Consider the following 22,186-nt stretch of genomic DNA (forward strand, 5'->3'; position numbering starts at 1 on the left):
GCCTTTCCTACCGTGAAGGCGTCGGACAGAGTTCCCAGCCAATGTGAGAGGTAAGAGATGAAGAACACCCTGCTGTCGCGCCTCGGCCGGATCGTCGGAGCCATGGTCGTCACGTTCGCGTTCGTGGCCTTCCCGCTCAGCGGAGGCGCCGCCGCCGGTGCCGTCATTGACGCCAAGCCGGTCTACGAGGTGCCCGCCACGAAGCTCTGCTGCGGGTTTCCGTGATCTGGGAGCCCCGTTAACAGGGCGTGAATTCTTGTTGCCGGCTGGAAATCGAATCGTGTGATTCTCACTAGGTCCGGTCGCGCTCACAGTGGAGCGGGATCGGTTGGGGGTAGGGCGACTTTCCCAATCTGGGACAGTCGAAGCTGACGCGGTGTGCCGCTCTGGACGGATCGTCAGCGAAAGTACGCGCACTCTGGGAGATCAGCCCATGACGGGTGGTGCCCGGTCGAAGCAGCCGAGGGGGGCGGCCTCGCCGGGTACCACGGGGGCGCTCGGCGTGTGGCAAGGGCGGACACGAACGGCATGGTCTCGTGCCGCACGCCGAGGGGTGCGGCGGCCGTCGGGCCGCCATATGTCCTATACATTTGTCTTATACATTTTCATCTGGAAAGAGACTTTACGGGACACCCTGCATCACAGTGACTGAAAGTCGTTGAGAACGGCTCAGCTGTTGAGGTTCGGGCGTAGCACACACGATTGGGATGGATTAATCTCTCGGTCAGGTTCTCTGGCATGGGGGAGCTACGCCAGCTCAACAGGAGATGTGGGTGGACTTCCGGATCCTGGGCCCACTTGAGGTCGTTCTCACTGACCGAAGGCTGGAGCTCGGGGGAGCCAGACAGCAGACGGTCCTCGCCGCGCTGCTCCTGGAGGCGGGCCGGACGGTCACCGTCTCCCGCCTCACCGAGACCATCTACGACGACGCCCCTCCGCCGACCGCCAAAGCCCAGATCCAGATCTGCGTCTCGGCCCTGCGGCGCCTGTTCGGCAACTGCGGCAGGCCCGACATCATCGCGACGCAGTCCAACGGCTATGCGGTGCGCATCGCCGACGAGGGCCTCGACCTCGGCCGGTTCGAGCACCTCCTGCGCCGGGCCAAGCAGGCCCGGGCGGAGAACCGCGCCGAGGACGCGGTGGCCCATTACCGCGACGCGCTCGCCCTGTGGCGGGGCCCCGCCCTGGAGGGCATCGAGAGCAGGGTGGTCCAGGCGGCCGCGATGCGCCTGGACGAGGACCGCGTCGCGGCCAACGAGGACTGCGTCGACCTGCAGTTCGACCTCGGCCACCACCACGAGCTGGTCGGCGAGCTGACCGCGCTGGTGGCGCAGTATCCGCTCCGCGAACGGCTGCGGGGACAGCTCATGCTGGCCCTCTACCGCTCCGGCCGGCAGGCCGAGGCCCTGCAGGCCTACAACCAGGCCAGGCGCGTGATGATCGAGGAGCTGGGGATCGAGCCGCACGAGCGGCTCCAGCGGCTCCAGCACGCGATCCTCACCTCGGACCCCGAGCTGAACCCGCCCGCGACCGCCGTGCGGGTGAGCACGCCTCCGCCACCCCCTCCGCCGGTCGCCGTGCCCCGGCTGCTGCCGACCGACATCGCCGACTTCAGCGGCCGGTCCAAACTGGTGGACGAGATCATGGAACGGCTGGTGGGCTCCGGCGGCGGTCCCGGCAGATACGCCGTGCCCATCGTCGCGCTGTCCGGAAAGCCCGGCATCGGCAAGAGCACCATGGCGGTGCACGTGGCGCACCGGGTCGTCGAGCACTATCCGGACGGCCAGCTCTACGCCAACCTCCACGGCGGCTCCTCCCGGTCGGTCGCCGCCATCAGGGTGCTGGAACGCTTCCTGCGGGCGCTCGGCGTGACCGGCTCCTCCGTCCCGGACGGCCTGGAGGAGCGGGCCGAGCTCTACCGCATGCTGCTCGCCGACAAGAAGGTGCTGATCGTCCTGGACGACGTCGGCACCGAGGGCCAGGTCCTGCCGCTGCTGCCCGGAAGCCCCAACGCGGCGGTCGTCCTCAGCAGCAGGAGCCGCCTGGCCGGACTGTCGGGCGCCGTCCACGTCGAGGTCGACGTCTTCGACTCGGCGCAGTCGCTCGACCTGCTCTCCCGCATCGCGGGGGCCGAGCGCGTGCAGTCCGAGCCCGCCTTCTCGGTGGCCCTGGCCGAGCTCTGCGGCCACCTGCCGCTGGCCCTGCGCATCGCGGGCGCCCGGCTGGCCGCCCGCCCCCACTGGAGCATCGAGCAGCTCGTGGAGCGGCTGGCGGACGAGACCCGGCGGCTCGACGAGCTCAAGCACGGCGAGATGGCGATCAGGGCGAGCATCTCCCTCACGTACGAGAGCGTGAGCGGCGACGCGAGGCGGCTGTTCCGGCGGCTGGCCATCCTGGACTGCGACATCATCACCGCCTGGCTCGGCTCGGCCCTGCTCGACCGGCCCGTCGCGGAGGCGCAGGACCTGCTGGACGACCTCGCCGACGCCCAGCTGCTGGAGACGACCGGCACCGGCCGGGGCGTCAACGTCCACTACCGCTTCCACGACCTCATCAGGGTCTTCGCCCGCGAGCGCCTGGCCGCCGAGGAGCCCATCGCCGAGCGCAGCGCGGCCCTGGGCCGGATGCTCGGCGGCCTGCTGACCCTCGTCGACGCGGCCAGGAGGAACGAGCTGGAGGACCGCCTCCTGATCCCGCCCCCGGCGTGGTCGCTGCCCGAGGCCCTGGTCGACCGGCTGGTGGAGCACCCGCTGACCTGGTTCGAACGAGAACGGTCCATTCTCGTCTCGGGCATCAGGCAGGCGGCGCAGGCCGGTCTGTCGGAGGTCTGCTGGGGGCTGGCGCTCGGCGCCGCCACCTTCTTCCTGTCGCGGTTCTACCTGGACGACTGGCGCGAGGCGCAGCAGCTCGCGATGGCCGCCGTGCAGCAGGCGGGGGACATGGCCGGGCAGGCCGCCATGTTGTACGTCAACGGGGCGCTGGCCTCCAACGAGCGCAGGTTCGACGACGCGCGCCGCGACTACCTGGCGGCGATCCAGCTGTTCACCGAGCTGGACGACCAGCGCTCCCTCGCCACCGCGCTGGCCAACCTCGGCTATCTCCACCTGGTCACCGGACAGCTCGACGCCGCGGCCGAGCGGTGCCGGCAGGCGCTCGACCTCTCACGGCGCCACGGCACGCCGAGCAACACCAGCAACGTGCTCTGCCACCTCGCGCAGATCCGGCTGTTGTTCTCCGACCCCGAGGGCGCCGAGGCCCTGCTGTCGGACGCGATGGAACTGGCGGGCGGCGTCAGCGGACGGCAGAAGGCCTACATCCAGGTCAGGCTGGGCTACACCTATCTGGAGCTGGGCCGGTACGCGGCGGCGCTCACGATCGTGGAGGCGGCGCTCGCCGTCTACCAGAAGATCGGCGATCCCATGGGGGAGTCGTACGCCCTGATCTGCACGGGCCTGGCGAAGCTGCGGCTCGGCGCCAGGGCCGAGGCGAGCGGCACGCTGCGGCACGCCCTGATGCTGGCCACCACCACCGACGACCGGCTCAGCAGGGGCCGGGTGCTGGCCGCACTGGCCGAGCTCGCCCTCGCCGAGGGCGACTCCGCCGGCGCGGTCACCGCCGCCGAGCAGGCGCTCGACCTGCTCGCCGGCGTGCCGCTGGACGAGGTCAACGCGCTCAAGCTGCTCCGGGACGCGCACCGGGCGCGGGGCGACGACGCGTCGGCTGTGGAGGCCGTCGCCCGCATCCTGGCCGTCGCGGCGAAGCTGGGCCCGGAGGTGGCCGAGCGGCTGCGGGTCGTGCTGGCGACACCCACACATCGGGCCGGTCTGTCCTAAGGCGGCCGCTGCCGGGACTGCCAACCTGTTGGAATCCCCATCGGTTGGGTCATAGGATCAGTCCGCAACGGTAATCTTCTCGTCCATCCCCATCAACATGTGAAACCGATCATCCTTGTGGGCCCGGAGGACGGGCCCGATAAGTGCAAGGAGTCATGCGGTGAAGTTTCGCATTCTCGGGCCTCTGGAAGTCATGGACGGCGCGCATCGCGTGGACCTGGGCAGCACGAGACAGCAGACGGCCCTCGCCGTGCTCCTGCTGGATCACAGCAGGGGCACGTCCATCGGCAGGCTCATCGAGGCGGTCTACGACGACAACCCGCCCACGACCTGCCGCTCACAGGTGCAGATATGTATCTCGGCCCTGCGCCGGGTCTTCGCCCAGCACGGCCGGCCCAACCTGATCTCCACTCACTCCCAGGGGTACGCGATCGAGATCGGGGACGACGAACTCGACTCCGACCGCTTCGGAACCCTGGTCCTGACGGCCCGGCGGGCGGCCTCGGCCGGCGCGGCCTCGGCCGCCGTCGGGCACTACCGCGAGGCGCTCGCCCTGTGGCGGGGCCACGCACTGGAGGGGATCGACGGCAGGCTGATCCGGGCGGCCGCCCGCCGCCTCACCGAGGACCGGATCGCCGCCCACGAGAACTGCATCGAGCTGGAGCTCTCCCTGGGACGGCACCGGGAGGTGATAGCCGAGCTGACGGAACTGGTGGAGCGGTATCCGCTGCGCGAGCAGCTGCGCGGCCAGCTGATGACCGCCCTCCACCAGTCGGGACGGCAGCCCGAGGCCCTGCACGTCTACCGTGAGGGCAGGCGGATCCTCGTCGAGGAGCTGGGGATAGAGCCGAACGAGCGGCTGCGGCTGCTCGAACACGCGATCCGGGTCTCCGTCGACACGGGGCGGCCGGCGCCGACGCCACCGGTGAGCGCCGCCGTGACGACGGCGCCCCGGGCCGGCGCCCCGCGGATGCTGCCAGCCGGCATCGCCGACTTCACCGGCCGCGCCCCGCAGGTCGACGCCGTACGCCGCCTCGTCACGCCGTCCCCGGCGGAACGGGCGTCGTCCGCCGTGCCGATCGCGGTCATCATCGGCAAGCCGGGCGTCGGAAAGAGCACCGTCGCCGTCCACACCGCCCACACCGTCGCCGGGCGGTTCCCGGACGGGCAGCTGTTCGCCGCCCTCCACGGAGGGGCGGCCCGCCCGGTGCATCCCTTCGACGTGCTCGGCCGGTTCCTGCGGGCGCTCGGCGTCCCGGGCGGCGCCGTACCGGAGACGCTGGACGAGCGGGCCGAGATGTACCGCGGCCTGCTGGCCGGCCGCACGGTGCTGGTGGTGCTCGACGACGCGGCCGGCGAGAGCCAGGTGGTGCCGTTGCTGCCGGGCAGCTCCGGCTGCTCGGTCATCGTCACCAGCCGCGGCAGGCTGACCGGCCTGCCCGGCGCGCGGAACGTCGAGGTGGAGACCTTCGACCCGGACCAGTCGATGCGGCTGCTCGCCCACATCGCGGGAGAGGACCGGGTGCGGTCGGATCCGGCGTCGGCCCGGGCCCTCACCGAGCTCTGCGGCCGGCTGCCGCTCGCGTTGCGCATCGCCGGATCACGTCTCTCCGCGCATCCGCACTGGAGCATCGAGCATCTGGCGGGGCGGCTGCAGGACGAGACCCGGCGGCTGGACGAGCTCAGGCACGGCGAGATGGGCATGCGGGCCAGCATCGCGGTCGCCTACGAGAGCACCGGCGACCTGGCCCGCACGCTGTTTCGCCGGCTCGCCATCCTCGACTTCCAGCCGTTCCCCTCGTGGGTCAGCGCCGCGTTGCTGGACCGGCCGCTGTACGAGACCCAGGACCTGATGGACGACCTGGCCGACGCCCAGCTCGTCGAGATCACCGGCACGGGGAGGGGTGCGCAGAGCCGGTACCGCTTCCACGACCTCATCCGGGTCTTCGCCAGGGAGCGCCTGGCCGCCGAGGAACCCGCCGCCGAGCGCGGCGCCGCGCTGGCCAGGGTGCTGAGCTGCCTGCTCCACCTCGCGCGGGACGCGCACCGCGAGCAGTACGGCGACGACTACGCGGGCCTCCACAGCGGAGCCGCTCGCTGGCCGCTGCCCGACACGCTGGTCCGCCGGCTCGTCCAGCAGCCGCTCCCGTGGTACGAACGCGAACGGCTGACGCTGGTGTCCGGGATCCGTCAGGCCGCCCAGGCCGGTCTCGCCGACCTGTCCTGGGACCTGGCCATCTGCGCCGCGCCCTTCTTCGAGTCCGGGGTCTATTTCGACGACTGGCGCGACATGAACATTCTGGCTCTGACGGCCGCCCGCCAGGCCGGGGACCGCAGGGGACAGGCGGTCATGCACTACTCGACGGGCCTGCTGTCGGCCGCCGAGCAGCGCTACGCCGACGCCCGCGGCAGCCTCGACACCGCGCTGGAGTTGTTCCGGCAGACCGGCGACGACCAGGGCGTGGCCCTCGCCAGCCGCCGCATCGGCCTGCTGGAGCGCGAGTCGGGCCGCTCCGACGAGGCCGGCGCGCGCCGCGTGGTGGCGAGCCGTCTCGACGAGGAGAAGGCGCAGCCACCCGGCCGGCGCTCCCCCCGGCCGGTCCGCGGCCGTCCGGCCTCCGGGCCTCCGCCGCGGACCGTGGAGACCCCCGTGCGCAAATGAGCCGCCGCCCGTGGGTGAGCCGGGCAGACGAATGGAGCCGTCGGGTCGATTCCCGACGGCTCCATTTTCGTTCGTGCGACTCGTTCGTCTCTCATCGCTGGATTCACGGTTTCCGCGGCTGTCGCGTACTCAGAGGCGTCACCTCTCATGAGGCTCACAAATCGTTCAAACTTGCGCTTTCGCTGATATCACTATAAAAGTCTCGGAAGACGTGTTGACACCCCTAGGCACCCTTGTCCGGGTGGCCTCGGCCCGGTGGCTCGTCACCCGTGCACGGCGCCGCGCCCCCGATAGAGCGGCGAAGGCGAACCGATAGCCGGCGCTGCGAGGCTGTGCGGAAGCGACCCGGAAAACGTCACCGGAGACTTCGAGATCGGTCCCCAGGGTCCGATAGACAGGTGTGAGCTGAGAGATGAACATAACGGCGCAGGCATTGGACAGCGTTTTCGGCCGTGGTGCGGCCGGCGTTCGTTTGCGCCTGGAGCGCGAGGTCGACGGCATCTGGTGGCACGTGACCACCGCCGAGACCGACGGTGCGGGCGTCGTGAAGGGATGGGACACCGCCCAGTTGGAGCGCGGGCTCTACCGCATGATATTCGACAGCGACCACTACTTCGTCAATCTCGGAATGGCCGCCGCATATCCGGAGATCGCCGTGATGTTCCGCATCATCGGTGACGTGTCCTCCTTCCAGATCCAGGTGACACTGTCGCCTTGTTCTTATTCGACGTATTTCGGTTCGAACGGTTAACCCTGAGCCAGAGAGAAGGGATCTTCCGTTGACGAGGATGACCAAGGCGCTGCGGCGCTACCGCGCCCCCGAACCCGTCCGGATGTCCGGCCGCCGCTGGCCCGACAACGTCATCACGCGGGCGCCTCGCTGGCTTTCCACCGACCTTCGCGACGGCAACCAGTCGCTGGTCAGTCCGATGAGCCCGGCGCGCAAGACGGCCATGTTCGATCTGCTGGTCCGGATGGGCTACAAGGAGATCGAAGTCGGTTTTCCCGTGGCGAGCGAGGACGACCACGCCTTCCTGCGTGAGCTCATCGAGCGCGACCTCATTCCCGACGATGTGCGCGTCTCCGTTCTGGTGCAGGCGCGCGACGAGCTGATCCGGCGGACCGTGGAGAGCCTCGAAGGCGCTCCCCGCGCCACCATCCACCTCTACAACGCGACGTCGCCGCTGTTCCGGCGGCTGGTGTTCGGGATGACCAGGGACGAGTGCAAGGACCTGGCCGTCCAGGGCACGCGCCTGATGATGAAATACGCGGACAAGACGCTGAGCGACTGCGACCTGGGCTTCCAGTACTCTCCCGAGCTGTTCAACGACACCGAGCTGGACTTCTCCCTGGAGGTCTGCGAGGCGGTCATGGACGTCTGGCAGCCCGGCCCCGGGCGGGAGATCATCCTGAACTTCCCGACGACCGTCGAGCGGAGCACGCCCAACGTCTTCGCCGACCAGATCGAGTGGCTCGACCGCAACCTGTCCCGGCGGGAGCACGTCTGCCTGTCCATCCACCCGCACAACGACCGGGGGACCGGCGTCGCCTCGGCGGAGCTGGCCATGATGGCCGGCGCGCAGCGCATCGAGGGCTGCCTGTTCGGCAACGGCGAGCGCGCGGGCAACGTGGACCTGGTCACGCTCGGCATGAACCTGTTCAGCCACGGCGTCGACCCGGGTGTCGACTTCTCCGACCTCAACGCGATCCGCCGCGTGGTCGAGGAGTGCAACGGCATCCCGGTCCACCCGCGTCACCCCTACGGGGGCGACCTCGTCTACACCTCCTTCTCCGGCTCCCACCAGGACGCCATCAAGAAGGGCTTCGACGCGCTGGAGCGCGAGGCGGCCGCGCACGGCGCCCCGATGGACGAGATGCCCTGGGCCATGCCGTACCTGCCCGTCGACCCCGCGGACGTGGGCCGGACCTACGAGGCCGTGGTGCGGATCAACAGCCAGTCCGGCAAGGGCGGCGTCGCCTACATCATGAGCACCTGGTACGGCAGGCACCTGCCGCGTGACCTGCAGATCGACTTCGCCCGGGTGGTGCAGCGGCGGGCCGACAGCGAAGGCATGGAGATCACCCCCAGCGGGGTGCGGGACCTGTTCGAGAGCGAGTACACGTGCCCGCCCGGGCCGCCCGTCTTCGGGCCGGAGCCGCTCGCCGTCGAACTGCACGTGGACGGCGGAGGCTTCGAGGTGGGCGCCGAGCGCGCGGACGCGCTGCAGGCGCTCCGGGTAAGCCTCGCCGACTGGGGGATCGAGGTCCGCGCCGTCCACCGGACCGGCGTCGGCCAGGGGGAGCGGGACGTCGCGGCGGGCGTCGCGGTCTACGCCGAGTGCCGCCTGGGAGGCCGTACGCACTGGGGCGTGGGAATCGAGGGGGACGCCGAGGCGGCCGCGCTCCGGGCGGTGCAGGCCGTCGTCCACCGGGCCGCCCGGCGGGCCGAGCCCTCCGGCAGGCACCACCGCGAACCGGGCGACGCGCACGCGCGCCCGCGCAGGCGGCGGCTGGCCACCACCGCGTGACCGCGCACGACCATCCTCCGGCCCTCGTCCACGGGCTCCGCACGGAAGGGCACGACGCGATGACGCGAAAGCAGCTGAAGAAGAGCCGGCCCTCGGGACGTCCCGCCGCCCGGGACGAAGCGCCCGACCTGCGCACTCCCTCCGGCCGCCCGCTGAAGTTCTGACGCGACACCCGCCGCCTCCGTCCTGCTACGGCCGGGGGCGGCGGGTGTCGCGCGTCCCGCCCCGGTGCGTGAGGTGTCTTCCGGTGCGTGGCGTCCCGGAGCGTGGCGTCCCGGAGCGTGGAGACACAGCTCAGGAGGCCGTGGCGGGGACGCCGGGGCACGGGATAAGCGCGCGATAGAGATCCAAAAGCGGCCAGCGAGAACATCGTCTCCAACAAGCAGGCAAGCGTCCATTCGTAAGGACGGAAGCTCAGCTGGAGGGGGCCCGCTTGATGAACTTGATCGAGAGAGACGAGGCACTGGCCTCGTTACAGGAGATGCTGGCGGCCGCACTGACCGGCAAGGGCAAGGTCGCGATGCTCAGCGGCACGGTCGCCACCGGGAAGAGCGCGCTGCTCGACGCGTTCGCCGGGCAGGCCGTGGAGCTGGGCGCCCTGCCCGTCGCCGCGACCGCGTCCCGCATGGAGCAGGACCTGCCGCTCGGCGTGCTGGGCCAGCTCATCGAAGAGGCGCCGCTGGTGGAGGAGGAGCGCGTGCGAGCGCTCGCGCTGCTCGAGGAGGGCAAGCGGACCGCGATGAGCTCCGGGCTCGCCTCCGAGACCCTGGACCAGGTGGACGCCCAGATCGCGCACGCTCTGTGCACCGTGCTGCTGGAGCTGTCGGAGCGCTATCCCCTGGTGATCGTGGTCGACGACGTGCACTACGCCGACCGCCCGTCGTTGCTGTGCCTGGCCTACCTCGCCCGGCGCGTACGCTTCGCCCGGATCATGGCGATCTTCAGCTATTCCGACTACGTGCGCAGCACCGACACCTTCTTCTGGACCGACCTGCTGCGCCAGCCGTACTGCGGGGTCGTGCACCTCAACCCGCTGTCCCGGCAGGGCGTGCACACGCTTGTGCGCGAGCGGGCCGGCGAGGAGGTCGCGGTCCGCTTCGCCGAGGACTGGTACGCCTACAGTGCCGGCAACCCGCTGCTGGCCGCCGCCCTCATCGAAGACTACCTCGGCGGCCCGTCCGCGCGGGAACGGGACGGCGAGCCGGCGGCGGACGAGCCGGTGGCCGGCGAGCGGTACGGCCAGGCCGTGCTGACCTGCCTGCACCGGGGCGAGCCCGAGCTGCTCCGGATCGCCCGGTGCCTGGCGGTGCTCGGCGAGACCGACTCGCTCGACCGGCTGCTCGGCCTGGGCCACACCCACACCAGCAGGGCAATGAACGCGCTGACGGCCGGCGGCGTGCTCAGCGTGGGCCGGTTCCGGCACGAGTCGGCCCGTACGGCCGTGCTGGCCGAGGTGGGCCTCGACGAGCGCCGGGACCTGCACCGCCGCGCCGCCGAACTGGCGCACGCGGACGGCGCGGCCACGTCGGTGATCGCCGATCACCTCGTCCAGGCGGGCCCGATCGACGCTCCCTGGGTGGTGCCGGTGCTGGAGGACGCGGCCAGGGACGCGCTGCGCGAGGGCCGGACTGAGCGTGGCGTGGACTACCTGCGCCTCGCGTGGCAGGCGTGCACCGACGAGAGGCGCCGTCTCAAGATCGCCACGATGCTGGTGCGCGCCGAGTGGCGCATCAACCCCGAGGCGCCCGACCGGCACCTGGCCGATCTCACCGAGGCCATGCAGCGCGGCCACCTGCGCGGCGGCGACGGCGTGGTCCTGGCCCGCGCGCTGCTCTGGCACGGCAGGTACGACGACGCGCAGGACGTGATCGCGCACCTGACCACCGCGGGATACGAGAGCGACCCCGAGACGGTGATGGAGCTCAACATCGCGCGCCCGTGGCTGCGCGCCACCCATCCCGCCTTCGCGTCCACGCTCGGCGAGCCGCGCGCGGACACCGGAACAGCACTGGTGTCGGTGGCCGCGGGGCGGCGCCTGGAGACGGCGACCGCGCTCGCACAGGTGCTCGTGAACGGCCCGCACGAGGGCGCCCTGATCGCCGTCGAGCGCATCCTGCGGCTCGCCCGCCTGGACGAGATGTCGATGGACACCGTCGAGTGCGCGCTGCTCGCGCTCACCTACGGCGGGCAGGCGGAGAAGGCCGCGCCGCTGTGCGACCTGTTCAGCGTCGAGGCGTCCTCGCGGCGCGCCCCGAGCCGCCAGGCCAGGCTCTCGGCCATCCGCGCCGAGATGGCCGTACGGCAGGGCGACATGGTCAGCGCCGAGCAGTACGCGCGGGCCGCGCTGGAGTTCATGCCCATCACGAGCTGGGGTGTCACGGTGGGCAGCCCGCTCGGCAGCCTGGTGATCGCGCTGACCGCAATGGGCAGGTTCGACGACGTGCACGACCTCCTCGACCGGCCCGTGCTGGACGCCATGTTCGAGAGCCGGTACGGCCTGCACTACCTGTACGCCAGGGGCCGCTACAGCCTGGCGGTCGGGCAGGCGGCGCTGGCCCTGCGGGACTTCCAGCTCTGCGGCGAGCTGACCGGCAGGTGGGGCCTGGACGTGCCGGGCCTGCTGCCGTGGCGGGCGAACGCCGCCGAGGCCTGCCTGCAGATGGGGCGCTCCGAGCAGGCCGCGAAGTTGATCGAGGACCAGTTGTCCCGCTGCAACTCCCGCACGCCGCGGGAGCTCGGCATGACGATCCGCCTGCTGGCGGCCACCAGCGAGCCGCGGCACCGGCCGATGCTCCTGCGCAAGTCCGCCGACCTGCTGCAGAACGGCGGCGACCGCTACGAGCAGGCCCGATCGCTCCTCGACCTCGCGGAGGCCTACCGCGGCCTGGGCGAGCACCGGAGGGTTGGCATGATCATGATCCGGGCGCGGGCCCTGATGAAGGAGTGCGGCGCCGAGATCGGCGGCGCGCCGGCGGCGGCCGAGACCGGCAGGCAGGCCGCCCCGGCGCTGAGCGGGGGCAGTGCAGCGCTGCTGAGCGAGGCCGAGCGCCGGGTCGCGGTGCTGGCCGCCGCCGGGCACACCAACCGGGAGATCGCCGGTGAGCTGTACCTGACGGTGAGCACGGTGGAGCAGCACCTCACCCGGATCTACCGCAAGCTCGACATCAGCAGCCGGGCCGACCTGCCCGCGGTCCTCGAGTTCGGCGGGGCCGCCGTCGGCTGAGTTCACCGTGGTCCCACGTGACGCCACTGCGGTCCCGGTGGCCGGCCCGTAAGGGGCCGGCCACCGGTGGACCGGAACACCGATATCCGGACTGTTTCCGGTCCTTTTTGGGTCGCGTCCTATTGGCGCGGTCGCCGTCCTTTTTAGGGGTGTTGTCGCGTTCATCGGCCGCCTTACCCTGAGGGCACCCGGTTGTGCCGTCAGGAGGAATACATATGGGGACCGTGGTCACGCGGGTCAGCGACCTGCCGAAAGAATCGATGCGGGAACGGCTGGCGGATTTGCAGGTGCTCAAGGAGAGCATCCATTCTGGCCCGAGTGAGGAGGCGACCGCGCGCCAGCACGCCAAGGGCAAGCTCACCGTGCGGGAACGCCTGGACGTGCTCCTCGACAGCGGGTCGTTCGTGGAGGTGGAGGCGTTCCGGCAGCACCGGGCCACCGGTTTCGGGTTGGAGCACCGCCGGCCGTACACCGACGGTGTGGTGGCGGGGTGGGGCAAGGTCTACGGCCGTGACGTCATGGTCTTCGCCCACGACTTCCGGATGTTCGGCGGCGCGCTCGGCGAGGCACACGCCGAGAAGATCCACAAGGTGATGGATCTGGCCGAGGCCGCCGGGGTGCCGCTGATCGGTTTGAACGACGGCGCCGGGGCGCGGATCCAGGAAGGCGTGACCGCGCTTGCCGGCTATGGCGGTATCTTCCGGCGCAATGTGCGGATGTCGGGAGTGATTCCACAGATCAACGTCATGCTCGGCCCGTGCGCGGGGGGAGCGGCGTACTCGCCGGCTCTCTCCGATTTCGTGTTCATGGTGCAGAACACGGCCCAGATGTTCATCACGGGCCCGGACGTCGTGAAGGCGGTGACCGGTGAGGAGATCAGCGCCGACGACCTCGGTGGTGCGCGGGTGCACGGCACACTCTCCGGAGTGGCGGGGTTCGTCTGCCCCGACGAGGTGTCCTGTCTTGAGGAAGTCCGCTATCTGCTGTCCCTGCTGCCCGCCAACAACCAGGAACTGCCGCCGTCGATCACCTGCACCGACCCGGCGAACCGGCGCAACGACGCCCTGCTCGACCTGGTGCCGGCTGATCCGGCGATCTCCTACGACATGTCGGCGGTGATCGAGGAGATCGTCGACGACGGGGAGTTCTTCGAGTTCCACGCGGGCTGGGCGCAGAACCTCATCTGCGGGCTGGCGAGGTTCGACGGCCACGTCACCGGCATCGTCGCCAACCAGCCCGCCCACCTGGCCGGGGTGCTGGACATCAAGGCGTCGGAGAAGGGCGCGCGCTTCATCCAGATGTGCGATGCCTTCAACATCCCGCTGGTCAGCCTGGTCGACGTGCCGGGCTTCCTGCCCGGGACCGACCAGGAGCACGGCGGCATCATCAGGCACGGCGCCAAACTGCTCTACGCGTACTGCGCCGCGACCGTGCCGCGCATCTCGATGGTGCTGCGCAAGGCGTACGGCGGCGCGTACATCGTGATGGACTCCAGGTCGATCGGCGCGGACCTGTCCTTCGCCTGGCCGACCAACGAGATCGCGGTCATGGGCGCGGAGGGCGCGGCCAACGTCATCTTCCGCCGGGAGATCGCCGCGGCGGACGACCCCGTCGAGGCGCACGCCCGGCGGGTCGAGGAGTATCGCCGGCAGCTCATGCACCCCTACTACGCCGCCGAGCGCGGACTGGTGGACGACGTCATCGACCCGGGCGAGACCAGGGCCACCCTGACCAGGGCGCTCGGTCTGCTCCGGGCCAAGCAGGCGTCGGAGCCGCGGCGCAAGCACGGAAACCCCCCGATGTGATGGCCGGCGCCGAACTGCGGGTGGTCGCGGGAAACCCCACCGAGGAGGAGATCTGCGCGCTGGTGTGCGCCCTGTACGCCGTCGCGGCGGACCGCGCGGACAACGGAGAACTCGCGCCGGTCGCCGGGCCGAAGAGGCCCCGGCCCCGGCTGCGCCTGCCGGACTACGGGTCGCCCCGGTCCTGGGTGGCGTGTCACCGCACCGACGCGCTCACCGGTGTCCGGTGACGCCGCGGCCGCCGTCCCGGGCGCTCCCGGGGCGGCGGCTCACCGGCTTCTCCAGGCGGCCGTTCTCCAGGCGGACGGCTCCAAGGCGGACGTTCTCCAGGCGGACGGCTTCTATCGGGACGGCCTCGACGAACGCGTCTTCCAGCGGATGTCGGGCAGCAGGGCGCGCACCGAGCGCCCGCGGATCGCGCCGAGCCACAGACCGGACCCGTACGCCGCGTCGTCCAGGCGCCGGGCCACGGCGTAGCGGACCGGGTCGAGATGCGCGCCGGTGCGCCGCAGATCGGTCAGCGCGTCCATGACGGCCACGGCGGCCACGGCCCGGCGGAGGCGCTTGGACAGCAGGCAGCCGACGGCGGCGAGCGGCCACCAGTGGCGGAGCAGGAGCGCCGCCGCCTGCCAGACGGCGGCGACGGCACCGTCGGACGTCAGCGTCAGGGCGAGGCGCACCGGGTGCTCACTCCGCCTGACCTTGGCCGACATCGTCGCGGCCGTGCCCGCGAAGATCAGCGCCGCGGCCGGCAGGGACCACCGCCGCTGCGCCAGCAGCGCCAGCACGAAGGCCGCGCTCCACGGCGCCAGCACGGCGGGGGCCACGTCGCGGCCGTGGCGCCGGGCGAGCAGGTCGGCGCCGGTGCCGTAGAAGGCCTTGCGCCGCAGCCAGTCGTGGACCACCGTGCGGTGCTCGTGCCGCACCGTCGCGGCCGGTTCGTAGCGCACCCGCCGGCCCGCCCGCGCCAGCCGCCACACCAGGTCGACGTCCTCGCCGACGCGCATCTCGGCGCTGAAGCCGTGGCCGAGCGCGTCGGCCCGCGCCAGCAGGAACGCGCTCGGGACCCAGGAGACCGGCGCCCTCGGGCGTACGATGCCGGGGTCGAGGCCCAGGTCGAGGGAGGACCGCGCGTCCTCGTAGCGGCGGATCCAGCGGTCCCGGCCCGGCAGGCGGAGCCCCAGCACGCGCGGCGCGGCCACGGCGACCAGGGGGTCGGCGAAGTGCCGGAGCAGGGTCGGCACCGTGCCGGGTTCGAGAACCACGTCGGAGTCCGCGAAGGCGACGTAGGGCGTGGTCACGCGGCGCAGGCCCGCGTTGCGGGCCGCGGCGGGGCCGGCGTTCTCCGCCAGCGCGACGAGCACCGCGCCGTGCGCCGCCGCGACCTCGGCGACGGCGTCCGGGGCGGCCGACGCGTCGTCCACCACGATCACCCGGTGCCGGCCGCCGATGCCCGACAACAGCCGGTCGAGCGCGGCGGGACGGTCGCGCACCGGCACGACCACCGTCACCTGGGAGGGGTCGAGACCGGGCAGGTCTTCGACGACCGGGTCGGCCAGGCCCGCCTCCAGCAGCCGGTCGGCGAGCAGCGCCGAGACGCGGTCGCGGACCCGCAGCCTACGGCCGTCGAACAGATCCGCGGCGGCTTTGGTGAGGTACATGACGCGCGTCGGCGCGCCGCCCACGAGGGTGCGGCCGCCGTCGCGGACCCGGACCCGCCGGTTCAGCCTGACGGTGAAACCGTCCGGAAGCCGGCCGGGCGTACGGGGACCCGCTCCCTCGCCCTCGCCCTCGCCCCCGCCCCCGCGGCCGAGGCCGCCGTCGGCCCGGTCATTGAGAGCCGGGTCGCCGGATGTCGGGTTGTCCGGGATCTCGTCGCGGGTGATCTGATCGTGGGTCATCAATGCCTCCGAGGAAACCCCCGCCTGCAGGTGGGGGAGGGATCGGGCTCCCTACGGAGCGGGGCGGGGGTAGGCGTTTCGCCGGAAGGCGAACCGCTGTGCGAATTCACGCGAGCGTCAGCTGATCGGGTGGCATGATGTGCGGCGTGGCGCAGACGGTGAAGCGGGCCTACAAGTACCGCTTCTATCCCACCCCCGAGCAGGCCGCCGAGCTTGCCCGGACGTTCGGGTGCGTGCGCCTGGTCTACGCACTTTTTCGCCAAGCGGGCCAGGTACCCCATCTTCAAGTCGCGGAAGAAGTCGCGGGCGTCGGCCGAATACACCCGCTCGGCGTTCCGCTACCGCGACGGGCAGCTCACGCTGGCGAAGATGGACATCCCGCTGGACATCGTGTGGTCGCGTCCCCTCCCGGAAGGGGCGCAGCCGTCCACCGTGACGGTGAGCAAGGACGCGGCGGGCCGGTGGTTCGTGTCCCTCCTGGTGGAGGAGACGATCCGCCCCCTCACCCCCAGCGGGGACGCGGTCGGGGTGGATGCGGGGATCACCGCCCTGGTGACTCTCTCGACCGGTGAGAAGATCACCAACCCCCGGCATGAGCGGGCCGACCGGCGCGCACCGGCCAGGGCTCAGCGTGCCCTCGCCCGCAAAACCACAGGCAGCAGCAACCGGGCCAGGGCCAGGGTGAAGGTCGCCCGCCTGCACGCGCGGATCGCCGACCGGCGCCGGGACTTCCTGCACAAACTCAGCACTCGGCTCGTCCGCGAGAACCAAGTGGTCGTGATCGAGGACCTGACAGTCCGCGCCATGGTCAAGAACCACTCGCTGGCCCGCGCCATCTCCGACGCCTCCTGGCGGGAACTCCGCTCGATGCTGGCGTACAAAGCGCAGTGGTACGGGCGGGAACTCGTGGTGATCGACCGGTGGTTCCCCAGCTCGAAACTGTGCTCGGCCTGCGGGGCGCTGGCCGAGGCGATGCCGTTGCACGTCCGGGAGTGGGAGTGCGCCTGCGGCGCGGTCCATGGCCGGGATGTCAACGCTGCCAGGAACATCCTCGCCGCCGGGCCGGCGGAGAGGTGAAACGCCTGTGGAGCTGGTGTAAGACCTCAACGGAGTCCTCCGAGCGGGCAACCGGCGGCGAAGCAGGAAGACCAACCTGTGAGGGTTGGAATCCCCTCCCGTCAGGGAGGGGAAGATGTCAAGGGGTGAAGCCTCCGTCCGCCGATATCACCGATCCGTTGACGACGCCTCCCTCGCGAGAGCAGCAGAACGCGATCGTCTCGGCGATCTCGGCGGGCTCGATCAGGCGGCGCAGCAGCTGGGACGAGGCGAAGCCCTCGACGCCGTCCAGGCCGTACACCTCGGCGGTGGCGGCGAGCATCGGCGTGCGGGTCGAACCGGGGGAGACGGCCGCAGCGGTCACCCCGGTGCCCACCAGGTCGGCCGCGAGGCCGCGCACCAGCCCGACCACCGCGTGCTTGGCCATCGTGTACGCCGACAGGCGGAACAGCCCGTGTGAACCGGCCGCCGAGGCGACCGCGACGAAGCGGCACGCTCCCGGCTCGGGCCCCGCCAGCAGGTGCGGGACGCACGCCGCGGCGGTGTTCCACACCCCGAGCACGTCGGTCTCCCACAGCGCGCGGACGTGCGCGTCCGGCGTCTCCCACAGCGGCAGGCCGCCGGCCATGACCGCCGCGGCGGCCACGGCCGCGTCCAGCCGGCCGAAGCGGTCCGCCGCCACGGCGGCGGCGCGGGCGAGCGCGTCGCGGTCGCGCACGTCCGCGATGTACGGCACCACAACGCCGGGGAGGTCGTCGGCCAGCGACTTCAGGTCGGCGTCGGCCGCGAGCGGGTAGGTCACCCCGGCGGGCCGGGCCGGGCCGTCCGCCGCGCACGAGTCGACCGCGACCACCCGGTAGCCCCTGGCGCACAGCGTCCGCACGACGGCGGCGCCGATCCCGCGTGCCGCCCCGGTCACCAGGGCGACCCGAGGGCCCCCGTCCCGGCCGCTCCCGCCGCTCCCGCCGCTCACCTGGCTCATGTCGGGGAGGCCGTCGCGGGGGCGGGGGTGGGTGCTGCGGCTGCGGCTCCGGACGGCGGGGCGGGTGCGGGCAGGAGGCGGCCGGTGTGGTCGGCCCGTCCGTGCCGGATGCGGGCGGCGACGTCGCCGGCCATCCGGTCGAGCAGGCGGCCTCCCTCCCCGGCGGTGGCCGTGGTCGGATCGCCGAGCACGCCGGAGGGCGACACGGCGGCGACGCCCCCGGCCGCGAGGTCGGGCATGATCTCGGCGAGCGGAGCGAGGTTGCCCGGCTTCGCCCGGGCCATGTCCACCAGGCCCGGGGCCAGGTGCAGCATGAGCGAGGTCTCGGTGTGACCGGCGTGGGCGTCGGCCGGCCCGGCCGCGCACGGCGCCCAGCACACGTCGTGGCCTTCGCCGCGCAGCAGCGACGTCGCGGCCGTGAGGGCGCCGAGGTTCCCGCCGTGACCGTTCACGATCACGACGCGCCCGGCCCAGCGGGACAGGGAGCGGACGAGCTCGACGAGCAGGAACCGGAGGGCGGCGGTCCCGATGGACATCGTGCCGGGGAAGTCCTGGTGCTCGCCGCTCGCGCCGTACGCGACGGCCGGCGCCACGAGGACGGGGTCGTCCGGAGCCGCTGCGAGAAGGCGGGCGGCGGCGGCCCTCGCCACCGCCGCCGCGACCGCCGTGTCCGTGTGCAGGGGCAGGTGCGGGCCGTGCTGCTCGGTGGAGCCGAGCGGCACCAGCACGGTCGGCGAGGGCGGCAGCGCGGGCCACGACAGGTCCGCCAGGCAGCCTTCGCCTTCGCCCCTCTCACGCATCGCGTGGAGCCCCGATCTCCCCGCCGGCCCCGATCTCGCGAGTGGCCCCGATCTCCCGGGTGAAGCCCGGCGGGACCAGCACGTCGTCGGGCTCCAGGTCGTGGATCGACGCGCGGCCCAGCCCGAGCAGTGCCGAGTCGATGCCACCCCTGAGGACGTCGAGCACGTTCTCCACCCCCGCCTGGCCGTTCGCCGCGAGGCCCCACAGCGAGGCGCGTCCGATCATCACGGCCCGCGCGCCGAGTGCGAGCGCCTTGACCACGTCGCCCCCGCGCCGTACGCCGCCGTCGAGCAGGACCTCGGCCTGGTCACCGACCACCCGCGCGATGCCCGGGAGCAGCCGGATGGTCGCGGGCGTGCCGTCCAGGTTGTTGCCGCCGTGGTTCGACACCGAGATCGCGGTGACCCCGGCGTCCACCGCGCGGCGGGCGTCGTCGAGCCGGGAGACGCCTTTGAGCATGAACGGGCCGTCCCACTGCTCGCGCATCCACCGCACGTCCTCCCAGCCGGGCGGCGGGGTCTGCATCCACTCGCCGTACGCGCCGAAGAACGTCGGCGCGGGACGGCCGGGCTCCGCCACGTTGGGAACGGTGAGGTCGGGCAGGCGGCCGGTCCTGGCGAAGCCGAGCAGCCAGCGCGGCCGGGTCAGGCCCTGCGGCGCGAAGCGGGCGAGCGCCTTCAGGTCCAGGCGGTCGGGGATCCAGGGGCTGCCCCAGTCCCTGCCGTGGGAGAACGTCCAGTCCAGGGTCACGATCAGCCCCTTGACCCCGGCGGCGCGGGCCCGCTCCATGTGCGCGGCCATGGTCTCCCGGGTGCCCATCCAGTACATCTGGAAGAGGGTCTGCGGGTTGGCGGCCACGACCTCCTCGACGGGCTTGCTCGCGAAGTTGCTCAGCCCCATGATCGTGCCGCGCGCCGCCGCGGCGCGCGCCATCGCGACCTCCCCGTCGGGATGCACGGCCTGCACCCCGGTGGGGGAGATGAGCACCGGCAGGGAGATCTGCTGTCCCATGACGGTGGTGGCCAGGTCGCGCTTGGCGGGCAGGTCGGCCACGTGCGGCGCGAAGCCGAGTTCGGCGAAGGCGGCCGTGTTGTCGTGGTACGTCCGGCCCCTTTCGGAACCGGCGAGCAGCGCGGAGTACACCGACTTCGGCAGGTGGCGCCGCGCCCTGCGCTGCGCCTCCGCAACCGTCTCGAACCAGGCGTTCGCGGCCACGAGCTGTCGTCCTTCCGCTACACGTCGGATGAGGGGGTGAACCCGGCGAGCGGGCTCTCCGCGCACGCGTGCACGGGCGGTGCGGCGGGGGAGGGACGGCGTCCGATGCGCACCGGAACCGGCCCGGCTCCGGCCCGCCGGGCGCCGGGGCGGCGGGAGTGGTCCTGGCTGGGCCGGGGCACCGTACGGCCGCCCGCCGCGAGCGCGGCGGCGGCGTGTCCCTGCACGCATTCGGGGTCGGGCCCGTCGAGCGGCAGGCCGGTGAAGAACTTGGCCGCCATGCACCCGCCCCGGCACGAGTCGAAGAACTCGCATCCGGTGCACGCGCCCGAGGTCTGCGGCGACCGCAGGTCGCCGAACAGCTCCGACTCCCGCCACACGGCGGCGAACCCGCCGTCGGAGAGCGCGTTGCCGGCGCGGAAGCGGTCGTGGATCGCGAACGGGCAGGCGTACACGTCGCCCAGGGGGTCGATCAGGCAGACCACCCGGCCGGCGCCGCACAGGTTCAGCCCCGGCAGCGCCTCGCCGTACCCCGCGAGGTGGAAGAACGAGTCGCCGGTGAGCACGTCCTCGCCCGCGCGCAGCAGCCACTCGTACAGGTCGCGCTGCTGGGCCGCCGTCGGATGCAGCTCGTCCCACACGTCGGCGCCCCGCCCCGACGGGCGCAGCCGGGTGAGCCGGAGCGTCGCCCCGCGCTCGTCGGCGATGGCCTTGAACTCGTCGAGCTGGCCCGCGTTCTCGCGGGTCACGACCACCGAGAGCTTCGCGTCGGCGAACCCGGCCGCGGCGAGGTTGTCGAGCGCCCGCAGCGCCGTCTCGTACGACCCGGGGCCGCGGACGCGGTCGTTGACCTCGGGGGTGGCGCCGTCGAGCGACACCTGGACGTCGACGTAGTCCGTGGCGGCGAGGAACCGCGCCCGCTCGGGGGTGAGGCGCGTCCCGTTGGTCGAGAACTTCACCCCGACCTGGTGGTTCACGGCGTACTGCACGAGGTGCCAGAAGTCGGGCCGCACGGTCGGCTCGCCGCCGCCGATGTTGACGTAGAAGACCTGCATCGCCTGCAGCTCGTCGATCACCGCCTCGCACTGGGCGGTGGCGAGCTCACGCGGGTCACGCCGACCCGACGACGACAGGCAGTGTACGCACGACAGGTTGCAGGCGTAGGTGAGCTCCCAGGTCAGGCAGATGGGGGCGGCCAGGCCGTACTCGAACCGCTTGGCCAGCGACCCGCTCACCGTCCCTGACCGCGCCGGACCGGCCTGCGCTGCCGCGATGTGCGCCGCCCCGCTCTGAGCCGCGATGGTCTGGCCTGCGGTGCTCTGGCCTGCGGTGCCCTGTGCTGCCGTGCCCTGTGCTGCCGTGCCCTGGGCCGGGCGGGCCCGGTTCGTCTCCGCCTGCCCGCGCGGCCTGATCATGTCCGCGCCGGCGAGGCCCCTCAGGGCCTCCGCGTACGCGGGCCACCGGCCGGCGGGAACGCCGGCGCGGGTCAGCGCGGCACGGGCGTCGGGCTCGCCGGAGAGGTCGCGGAGCACCGAGACCAGCTCGGGGCGCTTGAGGAAGGTCAGCCGCCGGTTGCCGAAGTGGTAGGCCAGCGCCCCGAACGGCTCCGGCCGCAGGGCCACTCGGGGAGACAGCTCCCAGGCCTCGTCCAGGGGATCGGTCATCAGTAGACGCCGCACATGCCGTCGATCGACACCTCTTCGATCAGCGTCTCCGCCGTCAGCTCCTCCGTCGCCTCGGCCGGAACGGTCGTCTCCTCCATGGCTGCTCCTTCCTTGGGGCGCGGAACGTGGTCTTCCGGGTTGAGCGGGTTATCTGGGTTGAGCGGGTTATCTGGGTTGAGCGGGTTATCTGGGTTGAGCGGGTTATCTGGATCGAGCGGGTTTTCGGGATATTCGTGTGGCGAGAGGCGGGCCGGGGCGTCCTCGCGGAACCGCCGGCGCTCTCGTGATGTGGGGGAAGGGAATACCGCCGCGACGGTCGCGATTCGAGTGGGCTCGATCTGAGTCCACTCGGTTCGAGCGAACTTGAAGGAGGCGAACTCGCCTTTCTGCTGAAACACCAATCACACTAAAAGGCGCGATAGGCGTGGAAAACCCCTAGGCACCCTTGTCCGGGCGGCCCCGGTCCCCGCCTGCCCGGCCCTCGCCTGCCCGGCCCTCGCCCCGGCCGCCCGCAGCATT

At 72.0% G+C, this 22,186-nt stretch carries 14 protein-coding genes and 1 pseudogene; 9 read left to right on the forward strand and 6 right to left on the reverse strand.

What is annotated here, in order from left to right; all coding sequences use genetic code 11:
- The first annotated feature begins 57 nt into the window (after nucleotides 1–57).
- From OG344_RS23655 to OG344_RS23690, 8 genes are all read left to right on the forward strand, one after another.
- Nucleotides 58–225: a hypothetical protein gene (locus tag OG344_RS23655; RefSeq protein WP_327045461.1), complete on the forward strand. Its 168-nt coding sequence runs from the start codon at nucleotides 58–60 to the stop codon at nucleotides 223–225.
- 548 nt (nucleotides 226–773) lie between these two features.
- Nucleotides 774–3,833 carry a BTAD domain-containing putative transcriptional regulator gene (locus OG344_RS23660; protein ID WP_405084948.1) on the forward strand — a complete coding sequence of 1,020 codons (3,060 nt, stop codon included), beginning with the start codon at nucleotides 774–776 and terminating at the stop codon, nucleotides 3,831–3,833.
- Nucleotides 3,834–3,993: 160 nt separating this feature from the next.
- A complete protein-coding gene (locus OG344_RS23665; RefSeq protein WP_405084949.1) occupies nucleotides 3,994–6,495 on the forward strand; it encodes an AfsR/SARP family transcriptional regulator in 2,502 nt (833 codons plus the stop codon).
- A gap of 412 nt (nucleotides 6,496–6,907) precedes the next feature.
- Nucleotides 6,908–7,246 carry a hydroxyisourate hydrolase gene (locus OG344_RS23670; protein WP_327045464.1) on the forward strand — a complete coding sequence of 113 codons (339 nt, stop codon included), beginning with the start codon at nucleotides 6,908–6,910 and terminating at the stop codon, nucleotides 7,244–7,246.
- A gap of 37 nt (nucleotides 7,247–7,283) precedes the next feature.
- On the forward strand, nucleotides 7,284–9,023 hold the full coding sequence (leuA, locus tag OG344_RS23675) for a 2-isopropylmalate synthase (protein ID WP_405089159.1): 1,740 nt from the start codon (nucleotides 7,284–7,286) through the stop codon (nucleotides 9,021–9,023).
- Between the two features lie 436 nt (nucleotides 9,024–9,459).
- Complete coding sequence (locus tag OG344_RS23680) at nucleotides 9,460–12,246, forward strand: AAA family ATPase (protein WP_405084950.1); 2,787 nt, start codon at nucleotides 9,460–9,462, stop codon at nucleotides 12,244–12,246.
- Between the two features lie 215 nt (nucleotides 12,247–12,461).
- Nucleotides 12,462–14,051, forward strand: a complete 1,590-nt coding sequence (locus OG344_RS23685; RefSeq protein ID WP_405084951.1) for an acyl-CoA carboxylase subunit beta — start codon at nucleotides 12,462–12,464, stop codon at nucleotides 14,049–14,051.
- Nucleotides 14,051–14,278, forward strand: a complete 228-nt coding sequence (locus tag OG344_RS23690) for an acyl-CoA carboxylase subunit epsilon (RefSeq protein ID WP_405084952.1) — start codon at nucleotides 14,051–14,053, stop codon at nucleotides 14,276–14,278. Before OG344_RS23685 ends, OG344_RS23690 begins: the two co-directional genes overlap by 1 nt.
- Nucleotides 14,279–14,389: 111 nt before the next feature.
- Here the strand turns inward: OG344_RS23690 and mftF are convergent, their stop codons facing one another.
- Complete coding sequence (gene mftF, locus OG344_RS23695) at nucleotides 14,390–15,949, reverse strand: mycofactocin biosynthesis glycosyltransferase MftF (RefSeq protein WP_405084953.1); 1,560 nt, start codon at nucleotides 15,947–15,949, stop codon at nucleotides 14,390–14,392.
- A gap of 137 nt (nucleotides 15,950–16,086) precedes the next feature.
- Between mftF and OG344_RS23700 the strand changes: the two are divergent.
- Nucleotides 16,087–17,155: pseudogene (locus tag OG344_RS23700) on the forward strand (RNA-guided endonuclease InsQ/TnpB family protein).
- Here OG344_RS23700 and OG344_RS23705 read toward each other — a convergent pair.
- From OG344_RS23705 to mftA, 5 genes are read right to left on the reverse strand one after another with little or no spacing between them, the layout of a single operon-like run.
- Nucleotides 17,145–17,987 carry a mycofactocin-coupled SDR family oxidoreductase gene (locus tag OG344_RS23705; RefSeq protein ID WP_405084954.1) on the reverse strand — a complete coding sequence of 281 codons (843 nt, stop codon included), beginning with the start codon at nucleotides 17,985–17,987 and terminating at the stop codon, nucleotides 17,145–17,147. The pseudogene OG344_RS23700 and the gene OG344_RS23705 sit on opposite strands and share 11 nt — an antisense overlap.
- Nucleotides 17,984–18,787 carry a mycofactocin biosynthesis peptidyl-dipeptidase MftE gene (gene mftE, locus OG344_RS23710; RefSeq protein ID WP_405084955.1) on the reverse strand — a complete coding sequence of 268 codons (804 nt, stop codon included), beginning with the start codon at nucleotides 18,785–18,787 and terminating at the stop codon, nucleotides 17,984–17,986. Before mftE ends, OG344_RS23705 begins: the two co-directional genes overlap by 4 nt.
- Entirely contained in the window at nucleotides 18,780–20,003 is a 1,224-nt protein-coding gene (gene mftD, locus OG344_RS23715; RefSeq protein ID WP_405084956.1) for a pre-mycofactocin synthase MftD, read from the reverse strand. The genes mftE and mftD overlap by 8 nt, the downstream gene beginning before the upstream one ends.
- A gap of 17 nt (nucleotides 20,004–20,020) precedes the next feature.
- Nucleotides 20,021–21,667 carry a mycofactocin radical SAM maturase gene (gene mftC, locus OG344_RS23720; protein ID WP_405084957.1) on the reverse strand — a complete coding sequence of 549 codons (1,647 nt, stop codon included), beginning with the start codon at nucleotides 21,665–21,667 and terminating at the stop codon, nucleotides 20,021–20,023.
- Nucleotides 21,667–22,065: a mycofactocin precursor MftA gene (mftA, locus tag OG344_RS23725; protein ID WP_405084958.1), complete on the reverse strand. Its 399-nt coding sequence runs from the start codon at nucleotides 22,063–22,065 to the stop codon at nucleotides 21,667–21,669. Before mftA ends, mftC begins: the two co-directional genes overlap by 1 nt.
- Between the last annotated feature and the right edge of the window lie 121 nt (nucleotides 22,066–22,186).

The organism is Microbispora sp. NBC_01389 (assembly GCF_045040095.1).
GTDB lineage: Bacteria > Actinomycetota > Actinomycetes > Streptosporangiales > Streptosporangiaceae > Microbispora.